Genomic DNA, 17,229 nt, shown 5'->3' with positions numbered 1-17,229 from the left:
CTTATAAACTCACAAACTTATCAACTCACAAACTTACAAACTCACAAGTTATGCCCGTCCTGAGATGAGCATGAATACTAAAAGCGGCATATACTCTTTCAGTTCGTTCTGCAGCAGTTCCATGGTCTTTTGCTTATAGCGATTGATGGATTTCACGCTAAGATTTAGTTCTTCTGCGATTTCGGCATGTGTTTTCCCATTGAAGAAGCTTTCGATAAATACGGTGCGGTAATTTTCGGGAAGTTTGTCCAGTGTTTCGTACAGCATGTGGTATAACTCGTTCAAAGTATATACGCTGTCGGGTTCATTTTCGTATATGGGTGTTTTTTTGTGCACTAATTCGGCATAATTCCATTCGTATTCCTGATGTTTCAGGTAATTGAGGCAGTTATTCTTGACACACATCTTGATATACCCCAATGTGGTGTCGGAGTCCGGTTCGAAAGCATCAATCCTATCCCATAGCGAAACGAATACCTCAGAAACGATGTCTTCGCGTATTTCCTTTTCTTCTATAAACCTTTTGGCATACAGGCAGAAAGGGGCATAGTACTCCTCATAAAGTTGTTTAAAAGCTTGTTCCTTATTATGTCTCAGAAGAGATAATTTTGTCATAATTTAGATTTAGTAAAAGATTCTAATTTGCGAATATAAAATAAATATTAGAATGTGTGAAAGGTTTCTATTCGAAATCACAAAAATAAGGCGCGTTTTTTTCATTTGCTTCATCCGTTGACAGAATTAAAATATTACTCTACTCCTGTTTTTTTTATGGTTCTTCGTCACTTTTGGGGCAGTAAAATATACTAAACACCTTTATCTATAGACTATACCAGCTTATTTAAGGGAATAAAATTAAAGCTATCAAAAGACACATGTTCAATAGGACAAGCATTACCTTGTTAGGCAATAAATTTACTAGCTTTAACACATGAACTGCCCCAAAAGTGACGAAGAACCTATTTATTTTTAATTGTTATCTTAGTTCGGAGGAATGCATCATAACATATAATGAAGGGCATCATAACATTACTTGTTATACTTCATAACATTACTTGTTATGAGACATAAGATATGATGTAATCTATTTAATTCCGCTAACGTTTTTTTAAGAATGTGAGTTGATGAGAATAACCTGAATGAGTGAGGGATTTATCAACTCACATACTTAAAAACTTATATAGAATAGTTACTTTTGTGGGGACTATTTTTATCATGTATTGAATTTAATCGTATTGTTTATGAGAAGGATTTCTTTTTTTTTGTTACTGAGCTGCTTGCTTGGTGCATGTTCTTTCAGTGGAAAAATGGTGAATGTCCGCTATGCGACTTTCAACCTTCGGTATGATAATCCAGGAGACAGTCTGAACAGTTGGAGGTATCGTAAGGAGGCGGTCTGCAAATTTATAGTGGAAAATCAGTTGGAGATAGTCGGTATGCAAGAGGTATTGTGCCATCAGTTGGAAGATCTCAAACTTGCCTTGCCCGGTTATGCCGCTATCGGAGTGGGGCGTGATGATGGGAAGCAGGCGGGCGAATATACTCCTTTGCTCTATCGTACGGACCGTTTCGAGGTGCTGGACAGTAACACCTTTTGGCTTTCGCAATACCCTGACAGTGTAGGTTTTATAGGTTGGGATGGCGCTTGTACGCGTATTGCTACTTGGGCGAAGTTCAGGGAGAAACAGAGCGGCCGTATTTTTATGGCTGTCAATACGCATTTTGACCACGTAGGTACAGAAGCGCGCCGGCAGGGTGCTTTGTTGATTATCGACCGTATCAAAGAGATTGTGGGCGACCAACCCGCTATCCTGACAGGCGATTTCAATGTCAACAATCAGTCGGAAGCGTATCGCACGTTGACGACTAATACTTATCCGTTGCACGACTCCTATTGCATAGCCGAAGAGAAGGCGGGAGTAGAATATACCCTTCATGGCTTTGGTCGTGTTCCCGTGGCGGAGAGGGAAAAAATAGATTTCATTTTTGTATCGAAAGATGTCCATGTGCTGAAAACGAATATTCCGGAAGAAGGGCAAGCCGAATCTGGTTATCTTTCAGATCATAATTCGGTGGTGGCAGAACTGGAGTTCTGATTCTCTTCTGGTCAGTCGTTTTTTTATACTGGTTTTCTTCGTTCAGTTCTTTCGGATTTTGTTAATAGTGTGATTTAAATTGTGTTTAGACTGAAAATATCCGTTGAAATCTATTTTTTAGGTTTCAGCGGATATTTTTTGGGGGGGGAGCAGAAAAGTTGTGTTGATATAACGGTTTGAGAAAGAGAAATTAATAAAATAGTCCGTAACATTATTTGTTATGCCTCATAAGAAATAATCTTCCGTCTGTATACTTACCGTGTCGTGTCTGCATATCCTACATGGCAGGTAAATGCTAATTAATTTTAAAATATAGCTCCTATGGTTAGTATTTCGGTGGAGTGAATTGTATTATATTCACAGAGGATGTTTTGGGAATCTCTCATTGAACTGATTTAATAATGAAAAACATGAAACTTACAGTAAGACAACTTGATACTTTTCTACAACAAGGAACGACGATCGGCACCGCGCCGACGTGTTTCCGCAGCAGTATGCATTCCGCAGCAGTATGCATTCCGCAGCAATACGCATTTTGTTCGAATCAACAGTCCAATATATACAATACAGGTAAACGGGGGTACTCCAAGATTAAAAACAAGTGATAATCAACAGTAAATGTAATTCAAAATTTAATAAATTAAATAGGTATGAGTCTAAATAATCGTAATCCGATTTCGTGGGTGCCCACCGTTTACTTTGCTATGGGATTGCCTTTTGTAGTATTGAACATGGTGTCCGTATTGATGTTCAAGGGTATGGGCGTCAGTGATGCGCAGATTGCTTTGTGGACATCACTGATTATGTTGCCTTGGACATTAAAATTCCTTTGGAGTCCTTTTTTGGAAATGTTCAAGACAAAGAAGTTCTTTGTTGTGCTGACGCAGTTGCTCACCGGAGCCGGCTTTGTTCTGGTGGCATTGGCGTTACACCTGCCCGCTTTCTTTGCCGTATGCATAGCCTTGTTGGCAATCATTGCCTTCAGCGGGGCGACACATGACGTGGCGACGGACGGTGTATATATGTCGGAACTGGACAAGCAGGAACAGGCAAAGTATATCGGTTGGCAGGGAGCTTTCTATAATATAGCCAAAATTGTGGCATCCGGAGGGCTGGTGTGGCTGGCGGGATGGTTGCTGGAATACTTTGGCGGAGAAGCCGGAGCAACAGAAGTTGCCCGTCATGAAGCGACCGTACAGGCTTGGATGGTAGTGATGTTGTTGCTGGGAGGAATCATGTTGTTGCTGGGAATGTATCATGTGAAGATGCTTCCGTCAGGCGGAGCCGCAGCCGGACAGTCTACTTCTGCTGGAGAGACGATGCAACGGCTGATAGAAGTGATCAAGGATTTCTTCACCAAGAAACACATCTGGTATTATATCGCTTTCATCATCATCTACCGTCTGGCAGAGGGTTTTGTGATGAAGATCGTTCCTCTGTTTCTGAAGGCGGAACGTGCGGCAGGCGGACTGGGACTGAGCGAGCAGGAGATAGGGCTATATTATGGTACCTACGGAGCCGCAGCTTTCGTGCTGGGGTCACTTCTGGCAGGATATTACATATCCCATCGGGGCTTGAGCAAGACACTGTTCTCATTGTGTTGCATCTTCAACCTGCCTTTTGTCGCCTATACCCTGCTGGCAAGTTACCAGCCGGAGAGCGGGATGCTGATAGGCGGTGCCATTGTGCTCGAATATTTTGGCTATGGCTTTGGCTTCGTTGGACTTACGCTGTTCATGATGCAGCAGGTGGCTCCGGGAAAACATCAGATGGCGCATTATGCTTTCGCTTCGGGAATCATGAATTTGGGTGTGATGCTTCCTGGGGCAATCAGTGGTTTTGTCAGCGATGCGCTGGGATATAAGACCTTTTTTGTCTTCACATTGTTTGCGACGATTCCGGCTTTTCTGATCACCTATTTTGTGCCGTTCACCTATCCGGATGCTAAGAAGTCCGAATCTTGAGAATGTAAGAATAAACAGTAATCATAATAAAAACAATAAGAATGAGTATGAATAATAAAATTTTGATACCCTGGGAAGAACGTCCGGAGGGTTGCAAAGACGTCATGTGGCGCTATTCGAAAAATCCGGTTATCGGCCGTTACCATATCCCTACTTCCAACAGTATCTTCAACAGTGCGGTGGTTCCATTCGAGGATGGTTTTGCCGGAGTGTTCCGTTGCGACAATAAGTCGGTACAGATGAACATCTTTGCAGGATTCAGCAAGGACGGAATCAATTGGGAGATAAGCCATGAGCCTATCTGCTTTAAGGCAGGAAATACGGAGATGATAGAGTCGGAATACAAATATGATCCGCGTGTGACATGGATTGAAGACCGTTACTGGATAACTTGGTGCAACGGCTATCACGGACCTACCATCGGCATTGGCTATACGTTCGACTTCAAAGAGTTCTTCCAGTGTGAGAATGCCTTCCTGCCTTTCAACCGCAACGGAGTACTCTTCCCACAGAAGATAGACGGAAAGTATGCCATGCTGAGCCGCCCCAGCGACAGCGGACATACTCCCTTCGGGGATATCTACATCAGCTACAGCCCCGATATGAAGTTCTGGGGCGAACACCGCCACGTGATGTCTCCTACTCCGTTCCCCGAAAGTGCATGGCAATGTACCAAGATCGGTGCCGGTTCCGTGCCTTTCCTGACGGAAGAGGGATGGCTGATATTCTATCATGGTGTGATAACCACTTGCAATGGTTTCCGCTACTCTATGGGATCGGCCATTCTCGACAAGGAGAATCCCGCGAAGGTGCTGTATCGTACACGTCCCTACCTGCTTGCTCCTGCCGCTCCATATGAGTTGCAGGGCGATGTGCCTAATGTGGTTTTCCCATGTGCGTCTTTGCAGGATGGCGATAGGGTGGCCGTGTATTACGGTGCGGCCGACACTGTAGTGGGGATGGCCTTTGGCTATATTTCGGAAATTGTAGAGTTCACGAAGAAAAACAGTTATCTATTCTAATTTCCTTAATCTGATGAAACGTACATTGTTGGTTTACGCTTTTTCAACTCTCTTTTTGCTTCCGTCGTTTGGCGGGAGTGAAAAGGGAGTTTCGCTTTTGAAGTATGTCAATCCTTTTGTGGGGACTACCAATTTCGGAACCACCAATCCGGGAGCGGTCTGTCCCAATGGGATGATGTCCGTAGTTCCTTTCAACGTGATGGGATCGGGCGATAACAAATATGATAAGGATGCCCGTTGGTGGTCCACCCCGTACGAGTATCACAATTGCTTCTTCACGGGTTATTCCCATGTGAACTTGAGTGGTGTCGGCTGTCCCGAGTTAGGGTCATTGCTGCTGATGCCTACTACGGGTGAACTGTCAGTAGACTATAAAGAATATGGCAGCCGCTATAAGGACGAGCAGGCATCTCCCGGCTATTACAGCAACGTGCTTACCCGATACAACGTGAAGACGGAAGTTACCGCTACTGCCCGTACCGGTGTCTCTCGGTTTACTTTCCCTGCCGGACAGAGTCATGTGCTCCTGAACCTGGGCGAAGGACTGACCAACGAGACCGGTGCCTACTTGCGGCGGGTGAGCGATACCGAGTATGTAGGCATGAAACTGCTGGGAACGTTCTGCTACAATCCTCAGGCGGTATTTCCTATCTACTTCGTGATGCGCGTCAACAAGCAACCCTCTGCCTGCGGATACTGGAAGAAACAGCGTCCGATGACCGGAGTAGAGGCAGAGTGGGATCCGGACAACGGCCGCTATAAACTCTATACCCGCTACCACAAAGAGATTGCAGGAGATGATATCGGTGTCTTCCTCTCTTTCGATACGCAGGAGGGAGAACAGGTGGAGGTACAAATGGGCGTCTCCTTTGTCAGCATCGAAAATGCGCGGCTCAATCTAGAGAAAGAACAAGGCGGAAAAGACTTCGGCCGGATACTTGCGGAAGCGCGTGCCCGTTGGGAGGAGGACCTCTCACGCATCCTCGTAGAGGGGGGAACGGAAGAGGAGAAGAAGGTCTTTTATACCGCGCTCTACCACACGCTGATACATCCCAACATCCTGCAAGACGTCAATGGTGAATACCCCGCAATGGAGAGCAATGAGATCCGAACCGTACAGGGAGACCGGTATACCGTCTTCTCCTTATGGGATACTTACCGCAATGTGCACCAGCTTCTTACACTGGTCTATCCGGAACGTCAGTTGCAGATGGTACGTTCCATGCTCGATATGTATCGCGAACACGGCTGGTTGCCTAAGTGGGAACTCTACGGACGCGAAACATTGACGATGGAGGGCGATCCTGCCATTCCCGTCATAGTGGATACCTGGTTGAAAGGATTGCGTGACTTTGACATTGACCTGGCTTACGAGGCGATGTACAAGTCCGCCACCTTGCCTGGAGCGGAGAACCTGCTTCGGCCGGATAATGATGACTATCTCTCTTTGGGCTATGTTCCCTTGCGCGAGCAATACGACAATTCAGTTTCCCATGCATTGGAATATTATATTGCCGACTATTCTCTCTCTTTGCTTGCCGATGCCTTGGGCAAGGAAGCCTTGGCTCAGGGCAGAAAAGCGGATGCCAAGAAGTATCAGTCAGATGCCCGTCTTTTCTATAATCGTTCATTGGGCTATAAACATTATTACAGCAAAGAGTCCGGCACATTCCGTCCCATCTTGCCTGATGGCGGGTTCTATTCTCCTTTCAATCCGCGTCAGGGAGAGAATTTTGAGCCAAGCCCCGGTTTTCATGAAGGTTGTGCTTGGAACTATACCTTTTATGTTCCTCACGATGTGAAGGGACTGATGCGTCTCATGGGTGGTCAGAAGCCTTTTGTCGAAAAGCTCCAGCGTGTCTTCGATGAAGGGCTTTATGATCCGGCAAACGAACCCGACATAGCTTATGCTCATTTGTTCTCTTATGTTAAGGGGGAGGAGTGGCGTACGCAAAAGGAAATCCGGCGTCTGTTGCAGCAATACTTTAAGAATGCTCCCGATGGTATTCCGGGTAACGATGATACCGGTACGATGTCCACCTGGGCCATTTTCAATATGATGGGGTTCTATCCCGATTGTCCCGGTGCTCCGTATTACACGCTTTCCACACCCGTGTTCGATCGTGTGGTTATCCGTCTTGATCCTAAAGTCTGGGGGCGTGACCGGTTGGTGATTGAGACCGAACGTCCTTCATCGGAGGCTTTATACATTAGGCAGATGGAATTGGGGGGAAAGAAATTGTCCACCTATCGTATCAGTCATGAAGAGTTGCTGAAAGGCGGTACTCTGAAATTTATTCTCCGCTAATCATTGGATTAGTAAGTTATTTCAGGCAACAAAAGAAGTCAGGAGACTATCAGTAAGGTTTTAATACTTGCCGATAGTCTCCTGACTCTTCTTCTGTGCGTTACTTTGTCATGTACAAATGGGATGGGGCAGGTATAGAATGCCTTTATTTCACCCTGCCTCCGCACAGCCAGTATTGCGTGTAGTACTTTTCGTTGAGCGAGCTGATTATGACTCCCCGGCTGGTGCTGGCATGGATGAATTTGCCTTTTTTGAGATAAATGCCCACGTGTGCCACCCGCTTTCGGGAGGTACGGCTGGTGAAGAAAACCAAGTCTCCCTCACGCAGGTTGTGGCGGGAGACCCGGTTACTTTCTTTGAGCTGGCCGTCAGTGTTCCGGGCCAGACGGATGTTATATATGCTCATGTAGAGTTGCGATACCAGACCAGAACAGTCCGTGCCGTGCTTACTGTTGCCACCTGTGCGATAGGGAACCCCAAGCCATTCCGAAGAAGCAATGTATAGCTTGTGGTTATCCTCCTTGTCGATGTCCATTCCCATGCGGATGGAGGCTTTGGCCAACGCCTTGTAGTCGAGGCGCGGAGCCGCGGTGCGGCAAGAGCTGAGACAGACGACCAGTCCGATAAGTGCAACTATGTATGAGACGTATCTTTTCATGCTTCTTTTCCGTTCTTGTCCGTTTGCGCGGCACTTTCCTGGGCTACAGGCTCTTCGGCACGGGTTGCGGCACATGGGGATTCCGCACTCTCTGTGGCGGCGTCAGTCTCGGCAATTCCTTCTGCTTCAGTTGCTGTTTCTGTTTCAGTCCGCTCTTCCTCTTCTATCTCTTCCTCCACTCTGGCATTGAAGTAGTCTTCAAGCTCTTTCTCTGCCGAATTGTTCTCGTTCTGGATGTCGCGGATGATCGTTCCGTTCTCCAGCAGGGCGATGCGGGGACATATATCCACCGTATGATTCAGGTTGTGGCTTGAGATGAGTATCGTGGCATGATGCTCTTCGTTGTACTTCTTCAGCAGATGCTTGATGATGGATTGCGAACTGGGGTCGAGGAAGTTGAACGGTTCGTCCAGAATCAGCAGTTGCGGATGATGCAGCATGGCGGAGATGATACCGATTTTCTGTTTGTTGCCGGCAGAGAAGTTACGGATGAACTTCTTTTGTCCGATGACTTCGTGGTTCATGAAGCGTTCGAAGGGGAGCAGACGTTCGTCCACTTCCTCTTTCTTCAGGCCGTACATCTTGCCGATGAAGTAGAAATACTCTTCGGGGGTGAGGTAGTCGATCAGGAAACCGTCGTCGATGAATGCGCCGGTGAACTGCTTCCAGTCCTCACTTTTGCATACGTCAATGCCATTGATGGTCACGTTGCCCCGGTCTGCTTGCAGCAAGTCCAGCATCAGGCGGAAGAGCGTGGTCTTTCCGGCTCCGTTGTTTCCCACCAAGCCTAACATATCACCTTGTTCTATGACATATCCTTCGATGTCTACGGCTCTCTTCTTGCCGAAATTCTTTTGAAGTCTGTTAATCTCTATCATATTCTCTAAGTTCTATTTTTGTCTACTATCGTGAAATCCTTCCAGGTTTTTGTACCGGCGCTTCATGAAGCGGCAGTACACGTTGCGCAGCCACCACTTCGAGGTCGCGATAAAAGCGATGCCGATGCCGATCAGAATCCAGGGGGCTGTCTCCTTGCCGAACACGGTCTTCAACACGAAGAACAACAGGAGCGGCACTCCGAACGCGGCTCCCGAGATGAGGTTCTGCATCCCTGTACCCACGTTCTGGCGGCTGGATATCTTGGTGTTCAGGTCAAGGGTCTTGTTGTTGTACACGGCCAGCTGGAACATGCAGCAGTACACGGCACCGGGGATAAACAAAAGCCAGGCGGTGCACATCAGCGCGGACACCTTGCCCGTTATCATGCCCGGAATCATCAACGCGAACGGGATGATAAGTGCCAGGCTATACAAGATATACTTGGCACGCAGCAACGCGTATATCGACTCCTTCCGGCTCATCAGGCCGTCGATGTAGTTGCCCTCATAGCTCATGAGGGGAGAGAGGAACAGGATGCCGAAGATGATGTAATTGTAGAGCATGAAGAAGTCGCGCATGCCTCCGTCGTAGATGTCGGAGAAGCTGATGGTGAGGCTGAGTATCAGTACGAGCGCCGTGATGGAGTAGAGGGACTTCCGGCATACCTTGTTGCGCAGAAGCAACTTCAACTCCAGGCGGATGTATTCTCCTATTTCGCCGTAGCGGTCCAGGAACTTGTATTCGGATACACGCTTCACCTGCACGGTGGTGTCTTCCAGCTTGTTCAGTTCGTTGTAGACCAGCTTCTGCATGATGCTCCGGTTGATGAGGCACATCACGGCAATGGCAACCAGCATACCGGCAAACGTCAGCCAGTCTCCGGTGATGAATCCTTCGCCCAAGTCGATAGACCAGGCGAACAGCGGGCTCTTGTCCGGCAGGAAGAGGGCAGCGGCAATGCCACCGTACACGGCAACCGGCAAGAGGAACCACCAGATGCGCTCGTCCATCAGGGTGCGGCACAGCAGGTACCAGTAATTGTTGAACAGGATAAGCAGCCAGATGCCCACGCAATAGGTGAACACTCCCCATATCCCGTAGAACTTGGTGACGGTGATGATGGCGAACGGGACGAACAGGAAGAGCCACAGCAGATTGAAACTGCTAAGTGCGGAGCGCAGGAGCAGAAAGTCGATCAAACGGTTCCGCTTGATGGGAAGCAACAGATAGGGCTTTACCTCCTGCGTGGGCGTTTTCAGGAAAGGCAGCCGCAAGAGGAAGTCGAGGGCGAGGACGAATATCAGGCCACTGTTCATGACGTGGTAGGCTTCCTTTGCCCCGCCATCGAATGCAAAGGCGAATAGCGTCCCGAAGAAGATCAGGTATCCGGCCCAGAATATTCCCATGAAGTACATCCAAAACTTTCCGAATTTACCTTTTTCGTACATTGGATGTCGTTTTTCCGCCAGCTTTCCATGCTTGCGTAGCTCGAGAAATAGGTTCATAAGATTTAATTGTTAATTAGTGATTCATGTTACACTTGCTCAACTTAAACGTTACACTTACGTAACTTAAACGTTGTATTTATGCAACTTAGATTGATGAATGGTAACATAAGAGAGGAGGGGGTGCCGAAACAGGCAGCAGAACACAAGCGTTCCGGGCTCTATTTCGGTGCCCTCCGTTTTCTATTCTTTCAAGACAGTCATCATGACTTCCTTCTATTCTTTCGGGATAGTCATCGTGACTTCTATCTCGTTGCCTTGTTTCAGCAGGGTAGCGGCAAACTTCTGGATCTCCTGAGGCGTGATGCTATTCACCATTTCGGTGTATCCCTTGGTCATGTCCAGACCGCCGTAGTAGAAGTAATCGTTCAGGTTGTTCATCCAGTAGGCGTTCTCCTTCTGGTTGTCGGCATACTTCTTTAACATATACTCTTTCACCTTCTGCATGTGCACGTCGGACGGACCTTCCGCAGCCAGCTTCTTCAACTGGTCTATAACGATGCCCGCCAGCTTATCCTTCTTCTCCGGATCTGTCTGGAAAACGATCTGGAGCAACAGCTCCTCTTTCGGGAATTTCTGCAAGCTGCCGAAGCAGTTCACACCATACGTACCACTTTCCTTCTCGCGCACCTCTTCGGTATACACCATGTTGAGGACCTGCGTCATGTAGCTCAGTAAGATGTTGTTCTTCAGGTTGTAAGGCGTCTTGCCGCTGTAGAGGAAGACTATGGTTGCCATCGGCGTCTGCTGCTCCTTGGCATATTCGTTCTTGTAGGCACCCTTGCGGATGTACATCTTCGTATCCTTGAACGTCTCCTTGCGGTGGATGGCAGGCAGAGCACCGAGATATTCGGCAATGAGCGGACGAACCGTCTCCAGGTCGATGTTGCCCACGAAGTAGAAGGTAAAGTCGCTGGCGTCCTTGAAGCGGTCGTTGTACATCTCCAAGATGCGGTCGTAGTCGATCCGGTCTACCATCTCAGGCTTGAGCGATACGAGACGCGGGTGATTGCCATACATGGCCTTCTGCAAAGAGTCGCTGATGGAAGAGAGCGGATTGGCTTGCGCACTTTCCAGCTGGGCTTTCAGGCGGCTCTTGTACGATTCGAAAGCCTCCTGATCCTTGCGCGGAGCGGTGAAGGTGAGGTAAGTCAGCTGCATCAAGGTCTCGAAGTCCTTGGGCGAGCAGGTGCCGAACACGTTTTCGGTGGTGGCACCCGTACCGGCTTGCACGGAAACTTTCTTGCCTGCCAGTACCTTCGTCAGGTCTACTTTGCTGAAATTGCCCAAGCCACCGGCATTGACAACGTCGTCCATGACACTGAAGTTCAGCGCATCCTTGTCGGGGAAGAGCGAGCGGCCGCCCAGACTGGTACCCTTCATGCGGATCTCGTCCGCCTTGAAGTCGGTCTTCTTGACGTAGACGGTCACCCCGTTGGAGAGGACGAGCTTGGTGCTGCCGTAGATTTCGCCTTCCTTCTCGGAGAGGATGCTGCCGCCTTTCGGGGCTTCCTTCATGAGGGGTTCGTCCGATACTTTGTCGACGTAGGGTTGCAGGTCGAGGCTTTTCATGCCTTTCAGCAGGGCTACGACTTCCTCTTTCGTGGGGTACTTCAGACCCTCCTTCTCGGGACAGGCGATGATGGCTACCACGTTGCTGTCCGGCACGAGTTGTTGCATCATCATGTTGATGCCCTGCACGGGGATGTTGGGAGCCAGCTGGTTGATCATGGCATACTCGGCTTCGATGCCCGGGATGGGCTCGGCGTCGAGGAAGTGGCGCACGTATTCGCGTACGTAGGCGCCGTGCTGGGTCTTTTCGCGCTCATTATAAGCGGATTCGAGACGTTGCAGGTAGTTGGCACGGGCACGGGCATATTCCGATTCGGTGAATCCGAAGCGGCGGGCACGTTCCGTCTCCCGGAGCAGGGTGCGCAGGGCGCCCTCTATGCCGTCGGCCTTGCTGGAGGCGTAGATGTTGAAGGCTTCCTTGGTCTTGGCGAGGAAGAAGTTGTCGTACGAGCAGCCGGCGCGGTTGAAGGGCGGGTTGACGCTCTGTACGATTTCGCTCAGGCGGGCGTTCAGCATGCTGGTGGCGAGGCTGAGCATGTATTGGGAGGCGAGGTAGCCGATGTTGTTCTTCTCGGTGTCCGGCGTGGCGTCTTGCTTGAAGTAGACTTCGATGGAGGGGTCGTCCACCTCTTTGTCGGTGCCGATGGCAACGATAGGCTCCTTGTTGTCGGCTACGGGGAAGTAGACGCGTTCGGCGGGGTCGGTGGGTTTGGGGATGTCGGCGAAGACGCTCCGCAGTTTGGCTTCTACGGCATCGACGTCGATGTCACCCACGATGACGATGCCCTGCAGGTCGGGGCGGTACCACTTGTGGTAGTAGTCGCGTATGTCCTTGTAGGGGAAGTTGTTGATGACGTCGATGGAGCCGATGGGCATGCAGTCGGCATACTTGTCGCCGGGGTAGATGACGGGGGAGAGGTCGGTGTAGACGCGCATGATTCCGCTGTTCCGGCTGCGCCATTCTTCGCGGATGACGCCGCGTTCCTTGTCGATTTCGTCGTCTTGCAGCAGGATGCAGTTGGACCAGTCGTGTAGGATGAGCAGGCAGGAGTCGAGCACGTTGGGACGGTCTACGGGGGCGTTGCTGATGTTGTAGACGGTTTCATCGATGCTGGTATAGGCGTTGAGGTTGGTGCCGAACTTGATGCCTACGGTTTCGCACCAGGGGATGACTCCGAGTCCGCAGTCGTTGCCGGGGAAGTTCTTCGTGCCGTTAAAGGCCATGTGCTCGAGGAAGTGTGCGAGTCCGCGCTGTTGGGGTTCTTCGAGGATGGAACCTACTTTCTGGGCGATGTAGAAGTCTGCGCGGTTTTCGGGCAGGTGGTTGTGGCGGATGTAGTAGGTCAGGCCGTTGTCGAGCTGTCCGATGCGGACGTTCTTGTCGACGGGGAGGGGCGGGAGTTGCATTTGCTGGGCTTCCGCCTGTTGTTGTCCGGCACACAGCAGGAGGGCTGCGGCCAGTAAACTTCGAAATAGATGTTTCATATTGTTTCTAATTAAATAATATTGTTTTTCCCTATCTGTCGGCGAAGGGGGAGATAAATCACAGGGGAGGGGGAGAATTTTATTGTAAGTTTTTAAGTTCTTGGGTTGATAGGTTTGTAGGTTTTGCGGGTTTATGAGTTTTTAAGTTCGCAAGTTTTGTGAGTTTATGAGGTGATAGCTTCTTCTAAAATCTCCCTCTCCATTCCGATGACTTCTTCAAAAAAGGCGATGACTTCTTCAAAAGAAGGTGATGACCTCTTCAAAAGAAGGCGATAGCTTCTTCTGAAAATCCCTTTCATTCCTTTAGCTGTTTGCGACGGCTTGGCGGATGCGTACGAGTTTGGTGAGCAGGTCTTCCAGCAGGTCGAGCCGGAGCATGTTGGCTCCGTCGCTTTTGGCGATTTCGGGCTGTGGGTGGGTTTCGATGAAGAGTCCGTCGGCGCCGACGGCGATGCCTGCTTTGGCTACGGTCTCGATGAGGCGGGGCATGCCTCCGGTGACTCCGCTCGTCTGGTTGGGTTGTTGCAGGGAGTGGGTGGCATCGAGGATGACGGGGTAGCCGAGCGTCTGCATCTGTGGGATGCCGCGGTAGTCGATGACGAGGTCCTGATAGCCGAAGGTGGTGCCGCGTTCGGTGAGCATGACGTTCGGGTTTCCGGTTTCGGCCACTTTCTCGGCGGCGAAGCGCATGGCGAGGGGGGAGAGGAATTGTCCTTTCTTGATGTTAATGGTGCGGCCTGTGCGGGCGGCGGCTACGAGCAGGTCGGTCTGTCGGCAGAGGAAGGCGGGGATTTGTAGGATGTCGACGTACTGGGCGGCGATGTCGGCTTCCTGTGCCGAGTGTATGTCGGTGACGGTGGGGATGCCGAATGTGCGGTGGACTTTTTCGAGCACTTTCAGGGCTTTTTCGTCGCCGATCCCGGTGAAGGAGTCGAGGCGTGAGCGGTTGGCTTTGCGGTAGGAGCCTTTGAATGCGTAGGGGATGCGCAGTCGTTCGGTGATGCGGACGATGTGTTCGGCGATGCGCATGGCCATTTCTTCGCTTTCGATGACGCAGGGGCCGGCGAGTAGGAAGAAGTTGCCGGCGGGGTTGTTCGTAAGTTCTTTCATTATGATTGTTGGAATTTTGGGGTTATTGGTTTTGATATTTGATTGATTCTCTGTTTTGCGATGTCTGACATCCGATTGATATTCTGATTTATACCTTCGGGCTTATCGGGGCCGTCATCAGGGTATGATGAGGGTGGCTGCTTCGTGCATGATTCCTATGTCGAGTGGGAAGTGTCGGTCGAGCAGCCGGCCGTCGAGGCCGACGGAGGCGTTTTGGGCGCGCAGGACTTTGATTTTCTGCGTGCGGTAGGGTCGTACGACTTTGTGGTTGAGTATTCGTCCTTGTATGAGCATCCATAGGCCGGAGATGAGTTGTAGGAGTTCGGGTCGGTAGATGACGGAGACGTCGAGCCAGCCGTTGTAGGGTACGGCGCTGGGGGCTTGGCCGTATCCGGAGGCGTTTCCGATGCATACGGTCATGATTCGTCCGCGGATGTGTTCGCCGTTTATCTTCAGGTGCATGCGGTGGAGCTTGCGTTCGAAGATGAGGGAGATGAGTGCCATGAGGCAGGAGAGGGTCTTGAGTCCCCAGAAGCGGCGGGTTTGGTCGGTGATTCGGACGATGCGTGCTCCGAGGCCGATGTTGATGGCGTTGAGGAAGTATCGGGTGACGTGTTTCCGTCCGTCGTAGTAGCTGCATTGTCCGACGTCTATTTTTCGGAGTCGTCGTCGGATGAGGCAGTCGACGGCGTCTTTGTATTCGGAGGTGAGTCCCCAGTATCGGGCGAAGTCGTTTCCGATGCCGTTGGGTATGATGCCGAGGGCGATTTGGCTTTTGTTTTCGGCGTTTGAGGCCATGATGCCGTTGATGGCGTCGTTCAGGGCGCCGTCGCCGCCTACGATGACGATCGTGCGGTAGCCGTTGTTGGCAAGGATGCCGGAGAGGCGTTCGACGGAGCCGAAGCCTTCGGACTGGACGTAGTCGTAGCTGACGCCTTGGCTGTCCATGTATTCTTTGATTTCTTTCCACCGTTTCTGCACTTTTCGGGTGCCGGCTTTGGGGTTGTATATCACTCCCCATCTTTCGGGCTCTACGCTCATGTGGTTTGTTGTCTGGTTATGTGATGTTTTTTCTTACAGTGCGGGGTGGGCTTGCTTATGGGATAGGGTGGGCTTTCTTATATAATAAGGTGTCCGTTCCTATGGGATAAGGGCTTTTTTCCTGCATGGTAAGGTGTTGGGGGGCGGGCGGTTCCCATTCGGTTTCCGGGCGGTTCCCGCGCTGTTCCCTGTCTGCAAATATAGATGAAAATCGTGAGACTTTTGCCTTGTGGGGATAAAGAAATTTTTTTTTCTTCGGGGGGGAGGCGTCAGTCGGGGGTGAGCATGGAGAGGACGCGGGAGATTTTTTCTTCCGTGGGCAGGGCGGCGTCGAGCCAGTGGATGGTGAATCCGCGGCGTTCCATGCCTCTGAACCAGGTCATTTGGCGTTTGGCGAACTGGTGGATGGCGGTTTCGAGCTGGGTGTACATGGTGTCGTAGGAGATCTGTCCGGTGGCGTAGAGGGTGAGGTATTTGTACTCGAGGCCGTAGTAGATGAGGTCTTCGGGGGGGATGCCGCGGTCGAGGAGGAGGCGTACTTCGTCTACCATGCCGGAGTCGAGGCGCTGTTGGAGGCGTCGGGAGATTTTCCGGCGTCGGGTGTCGCGGTCGATGTCGATGCCGATGATGAGGCTGCTGAGGGGTGGGAAGGGGCGTTGGTCGACGGGGGTGTGAGCGTGGTAGTCTTCGATTTCGATGGCTCGTATGGCGCGTTTGGGGGTGTCGAGGTCGGTGACGTTGTGCAGGGTTTTGTATTGTCGGAGGATCTGTGTGAGTTCGTCGAGGGACTTGCCGGCGAGGCGAGCGCGCAGTTCGGGGTTTTCGGGCACGGGGAGGAGGCGGTATCCTTTGAGGATAGATTCGAGGTACATGCCTGTGCCGCCGCAGAGGATGGGGCGTAGTCCGCGCCGGCGGATGTCGTGGTAGGCGGCGAGGAAGTCGCGCTGGTAGGCGAAGAGGTTGTATTTTTCGCCGGGTTCGGCGATGTCGATCAGGTGGTAGGGCACGGGGTGTCCGTCGACGGTGTAGTCGTCGAGGTCTTTTCCGGTGCCGAGGTCCATGTGGCGGTAGACTTGGCGGGAGTCGGCGCTGATGATTTCGGTGTGCAGACGGTGGGCGAGGGCGGCGGCGAAGGGGGTCTTGCCGGAGGCGGTGGGGCCGAGGATGGTGATCAGGTCGTAGGTGGGCATGGGTCGGGGTTTATTGGTTTGGGGCAAAGATAGTGGATTTTGGGCGGGGGGCAAAATGTGGGGGCGGTTTTTTGCGGGGGAAGGGGGGGAGGGGAGGATGGGAGGGAGATAAGGGGAGGATGGGAGGGCGTATTTTCCCTTGCTGACTATAACGGGGGGAGAAACATGCGGTTTAATATCCGTTAACGCTACGGGGGCGGTATGCCGCCATTCCGGCGCCATTCCGCCGCCACTCCTTAGGAACGGAGCTACAACGGAGCCACAACGGAGGCAGAGCGAAGGCGGAACGGCCGAAAAAGGGCAAAAAAATAATTTTTCTATTATTTTTTTAACTGGTTTCCGTGAACCGTGTTTCGGAACAAAGTCTGCGGTCATCCGTTGAATCTGTGTTATACATGT

Annotated in this window: 13 protein-coding genes; 4 read left to right on the top strand and 9 right to left on the bottom strand. The window is 50.8% G+C overall.

The genetic code is table 11. The features are described from left to right. Positions 1-48: 48 nt before the first annotated feature. Positions 49-615, bottom strand: a complete 567-nt coding sequence (locus tag QZ323_RS05775; protein ID WP_294633571.1) for an RNA polymerase sigma-70 factor — start codon at positions 613-615, stop codon at positions 49-51. Positions 616-1,241: 626 nt separating this feature from the next. On the opposite strand from QZ323_RS05775, the gene QZ323_RS05770 reads away from it, so the two are divergent. The 4 genes from QZ323_RS05770 (at position 1,242) to QZ323_RS05755 (ending at position 7,390) form a co-directional block, all read left to right on the top strand. Then, positions 1,242-2,096, top strand: a complete 855-nt coding sequence (locus QZ323_RS05770) for an endonuclease/exonuclease/phosphatase family protein (RefSeq protein ID WP_294633569.1) — start codon at positions 1,242-1,244, stop codon at positions 2,094-2,096. Between the two features lie 650 nt (positions 2,097-2,746). Beyond that, positions 2,747-4,060 carry an MFS transporter gene (locus QZ323_RS05765; RefSeq protein ID WP_294633567.1) on the top strand — a complete coding sequence of 438 codons (1,314 nt, stop codon included), beginning with the start codon at positions 2,747-2,749 and terminating at the stop codon, positions 4,058-4,060. Between the two features lie 47 nt (positions 4,061-4,107). Next, on the top strand, positions 4,108-5,082 hold the full coding sequence (locus tag QZ323_RS05760) for a glycoside hydrolase family 130 protein (protein ID WP_294633566.1): 975 nt from the start codon (positions 4,108-4,110) through the stop codon (positions 5,080-5,082). A gap of 13 nt (positions 5,083-5,095) precedes the next feature. Beyond that, entirely contained in the window at positions 5,096-7,390 is a 2,295-nt protein-coding gene (locus tag QZ323_RS05755; protein WP_294633565.1) for a GH92 family glycosyl hydrolase, read from the top strand. 145 nt (positions 7,391-7,535) lie between these two features. Here the strand turns inward: QZ323_RS05755 and QZ323_RS05750 are convergent, their stop codons facing one another. From QZ323_RS05750 to miaA, 8 genes are all read right to left on the bottom strand, one after another. Beyond that, positions 7,536-8,048, bottom strand: coding sequence for a C40 family peptidase (locus QZ323_RS05750; protein ID WP_294633563.1), 513 nt, complete (start codon positions 8,046-8,048; stop codon positions 7,536-7,538). Beyond that, entirely contained in the window at positions 8,045-8,926 is an 882-nt protein-coding gene (locus QZ323_RS05745) for an ABC transporter ATP-binding protein (RefSeq protein WP_294633561.1), read from the bottom strand. Before QZ323_RS05745 ends, QZ323_RS05750 begins: the two co-directional genes overlap by 4 nt. Positions 8,927-8,938: 12 nt before the next feature. Continuing rightward, positions 8,939-10,432: a DUF5687 family protein gene (locus QZ323_RS05740; RefSeq protein WP_294633559.1), complete on the bottom strand. Its 1,494-nt coding sequence runs from the start codon at positions 10,430-10,432 to the stop codon at positions 8,939-8,941. Between the two features lie 216 nt (positions 10,433-10,648). Further along, positions 10,649-13,489 (bottom strand): M16 family metallopeptidase, encoded by a 2,841-nt coding sequence (locus tag QZ323_RS05735; RefSeq protein ID WP_294633557.1) that lies wholly within the window; start codon positions 13,487-13,489, stop codon positions 10,649-10,651. 164 nt (positions 13,490-13,653) lie between these two features. Then, positions 13,654-13,788: a hypothetical protein gene (locus tag QZ323_RS05730; RefSeq protein ID WP_294633555.1), complete on the bottom strand. Its 135-nt coding sequence runs from the start codon at positions 13,786-13,788 to the stop codon at positions 13,654-13,656. 4 nt (positions 13,789-13,792) lie between these two features. After that, positions 13,793-14,599 carry a 3-deoxy-8-phosphooctulonate synthase gene (gene kdsA / locus QZ323_RS05725; RefSeq protein ID WP_294633553.1) on the bottom strand — a complete coding sequence of 269 codons (807 nt, stop codon included), beginning with the start codon at positions 14,597-14,599 and terminating at the stop codon, positions 13,793-13,795. Between the two features lie 117 nt (positions 14,600-14,716). Further along, the gene (locus tag QZ323_RS05720) at positions 14,717-15,640 is read right to left on the bottom strand and encodes a diacylglycerol kinase family protein (RefSeq protein ID WP_294633551.1); all 924 of its coding nucleotides are present in this window, start codon (positions 15,638-15,640) and stop codon (positions 14,717-14,719) included. Positions 15,641-15,909: 269 nt separating this feature from the next. Further along, entirely contained in the window at positions 15,910-16,830 is a 921-nt protein-coding gene (gene miaA / locus QZ323_RS05715) for a tRNA (adenosine(37)-N6)-dimethylallyltransferase MiaA (protein ID WP_294633549.1), read from the bottom strand. Between the last annotated feature and the right edge of the window lie 399 nt (positions 16,831-17,229).

Origin of the sequence: uncultured Bacteroides sp. (assembly GCF_910585845.1) — a bacterium.
Taxonomy (GTDB): domain Bacteria; phylum Bacteroidota; class Bacteroidia; order Bacteroidales; family Bacteroidaceae; genus Bacteroides.
This window is presented reverse-complemented; position numbering and strand designations above follow the sequence as displayed.

What these genes read in the sequence shown, in the direction of transcription:
- QZ323_RS05760 (WP_294633566.1), top strand. Translation starts at nt 4,108, where the DNA reads ATGAATAATAAAATTTTGATACCCTGGGAAGAACGTCCGGAGGGTTGC.
- QZ323_RS05765 (WP_294633567.1), top strand. Translation starts at nt 2,747, where the DNA reads ATGAGTCTAAATAATCGTAATCCGATTTCGTGGGTGCCCACCGTTTAC.
- QZ323_RS05745 (WP_294633561.1), bottom strand. Translation starts at nt 8,926, where the DNA reads ATGATAGAGATTAACAGACTTCAAAAGAATTTCGGCAAGAAGAGAGCC.
- miaA (WP_294633549.1), bottom strand. Translation starts at nt 16,830, where the DNA reads ATGCCCACCTACGACCTGATCACCATCCTCGGCCCCACCGCCTCCGGC.
- QZ323_RS05720 (WP_294633551.1), bottom strand. Translation starts at nt 15,640, where the DNA reads ATGAGCGTAGAGCCCGAAAGATGGGGAGTGATATACAACCCCAAAGCC.
- QZ323_RS05730 (WP_294633555.1), bottom strand. Translation starts at nt 13,788, where the DNA reads ATGAAAGGGATTTTCAGAAGAAGCTATCGCCTTCTTTTGAAGAGGTCA.
- QZ323_RS05775 (WP_294633571.1), bottom strand. Translation starts at nt 615, where the DNA reads ATGACAAAATTATCTCTTCTGAGACATAATAAGGAACAAGCTTTTAAA.
- QZ323_RS05755 (WP_294633565.1), top strand. Translation starts at nt 5,096, where the DNA reads ATGAAACGTACATTGTTGGTTTACGCTTTTTCAACTCTCTTTTTGCTT.
- kdsA (WP_294633553.1), bottom strand. Translation starts at nt 14,599, where the DNA reads ATGAAAGAACTTACGAACAACCCCGCCGGCAACTTCTTCCTACTCGCC.
- QZ323_RS05735 (WP_294633557.1), bottom strand. Translation starts at nt 13,489, where the DNA reads ATGAAACATCTATTTCGAAGTTTACTGGCCGCAGCCCTCCTGCTGTGT.
- QZ323_RS05770 (WP_294633569.1), top strand. Translation starts at nt 1,242, where the DNA reads ATGAGAAGGATTTCTTTTTTTTTGTTACTGAGCTGCTTGCTTGGTGCA.
- QZ323_RS05750 (WP_294633563.1), bottom strand. Translation starts at nt 8,048, where the DNA reads ATGAAAAGATACGTCTCATACATAGTTGCACTTATCGGACTGGTCGTC.
- QZ323_RS05740 (WP_294633559.1), bottom strand. Translation starts at nt 10,432, where the DNA reads ATGAACCTATTTCTCGAGCTACGCAAGCATGGAAAGCTGGCGGAAAAA.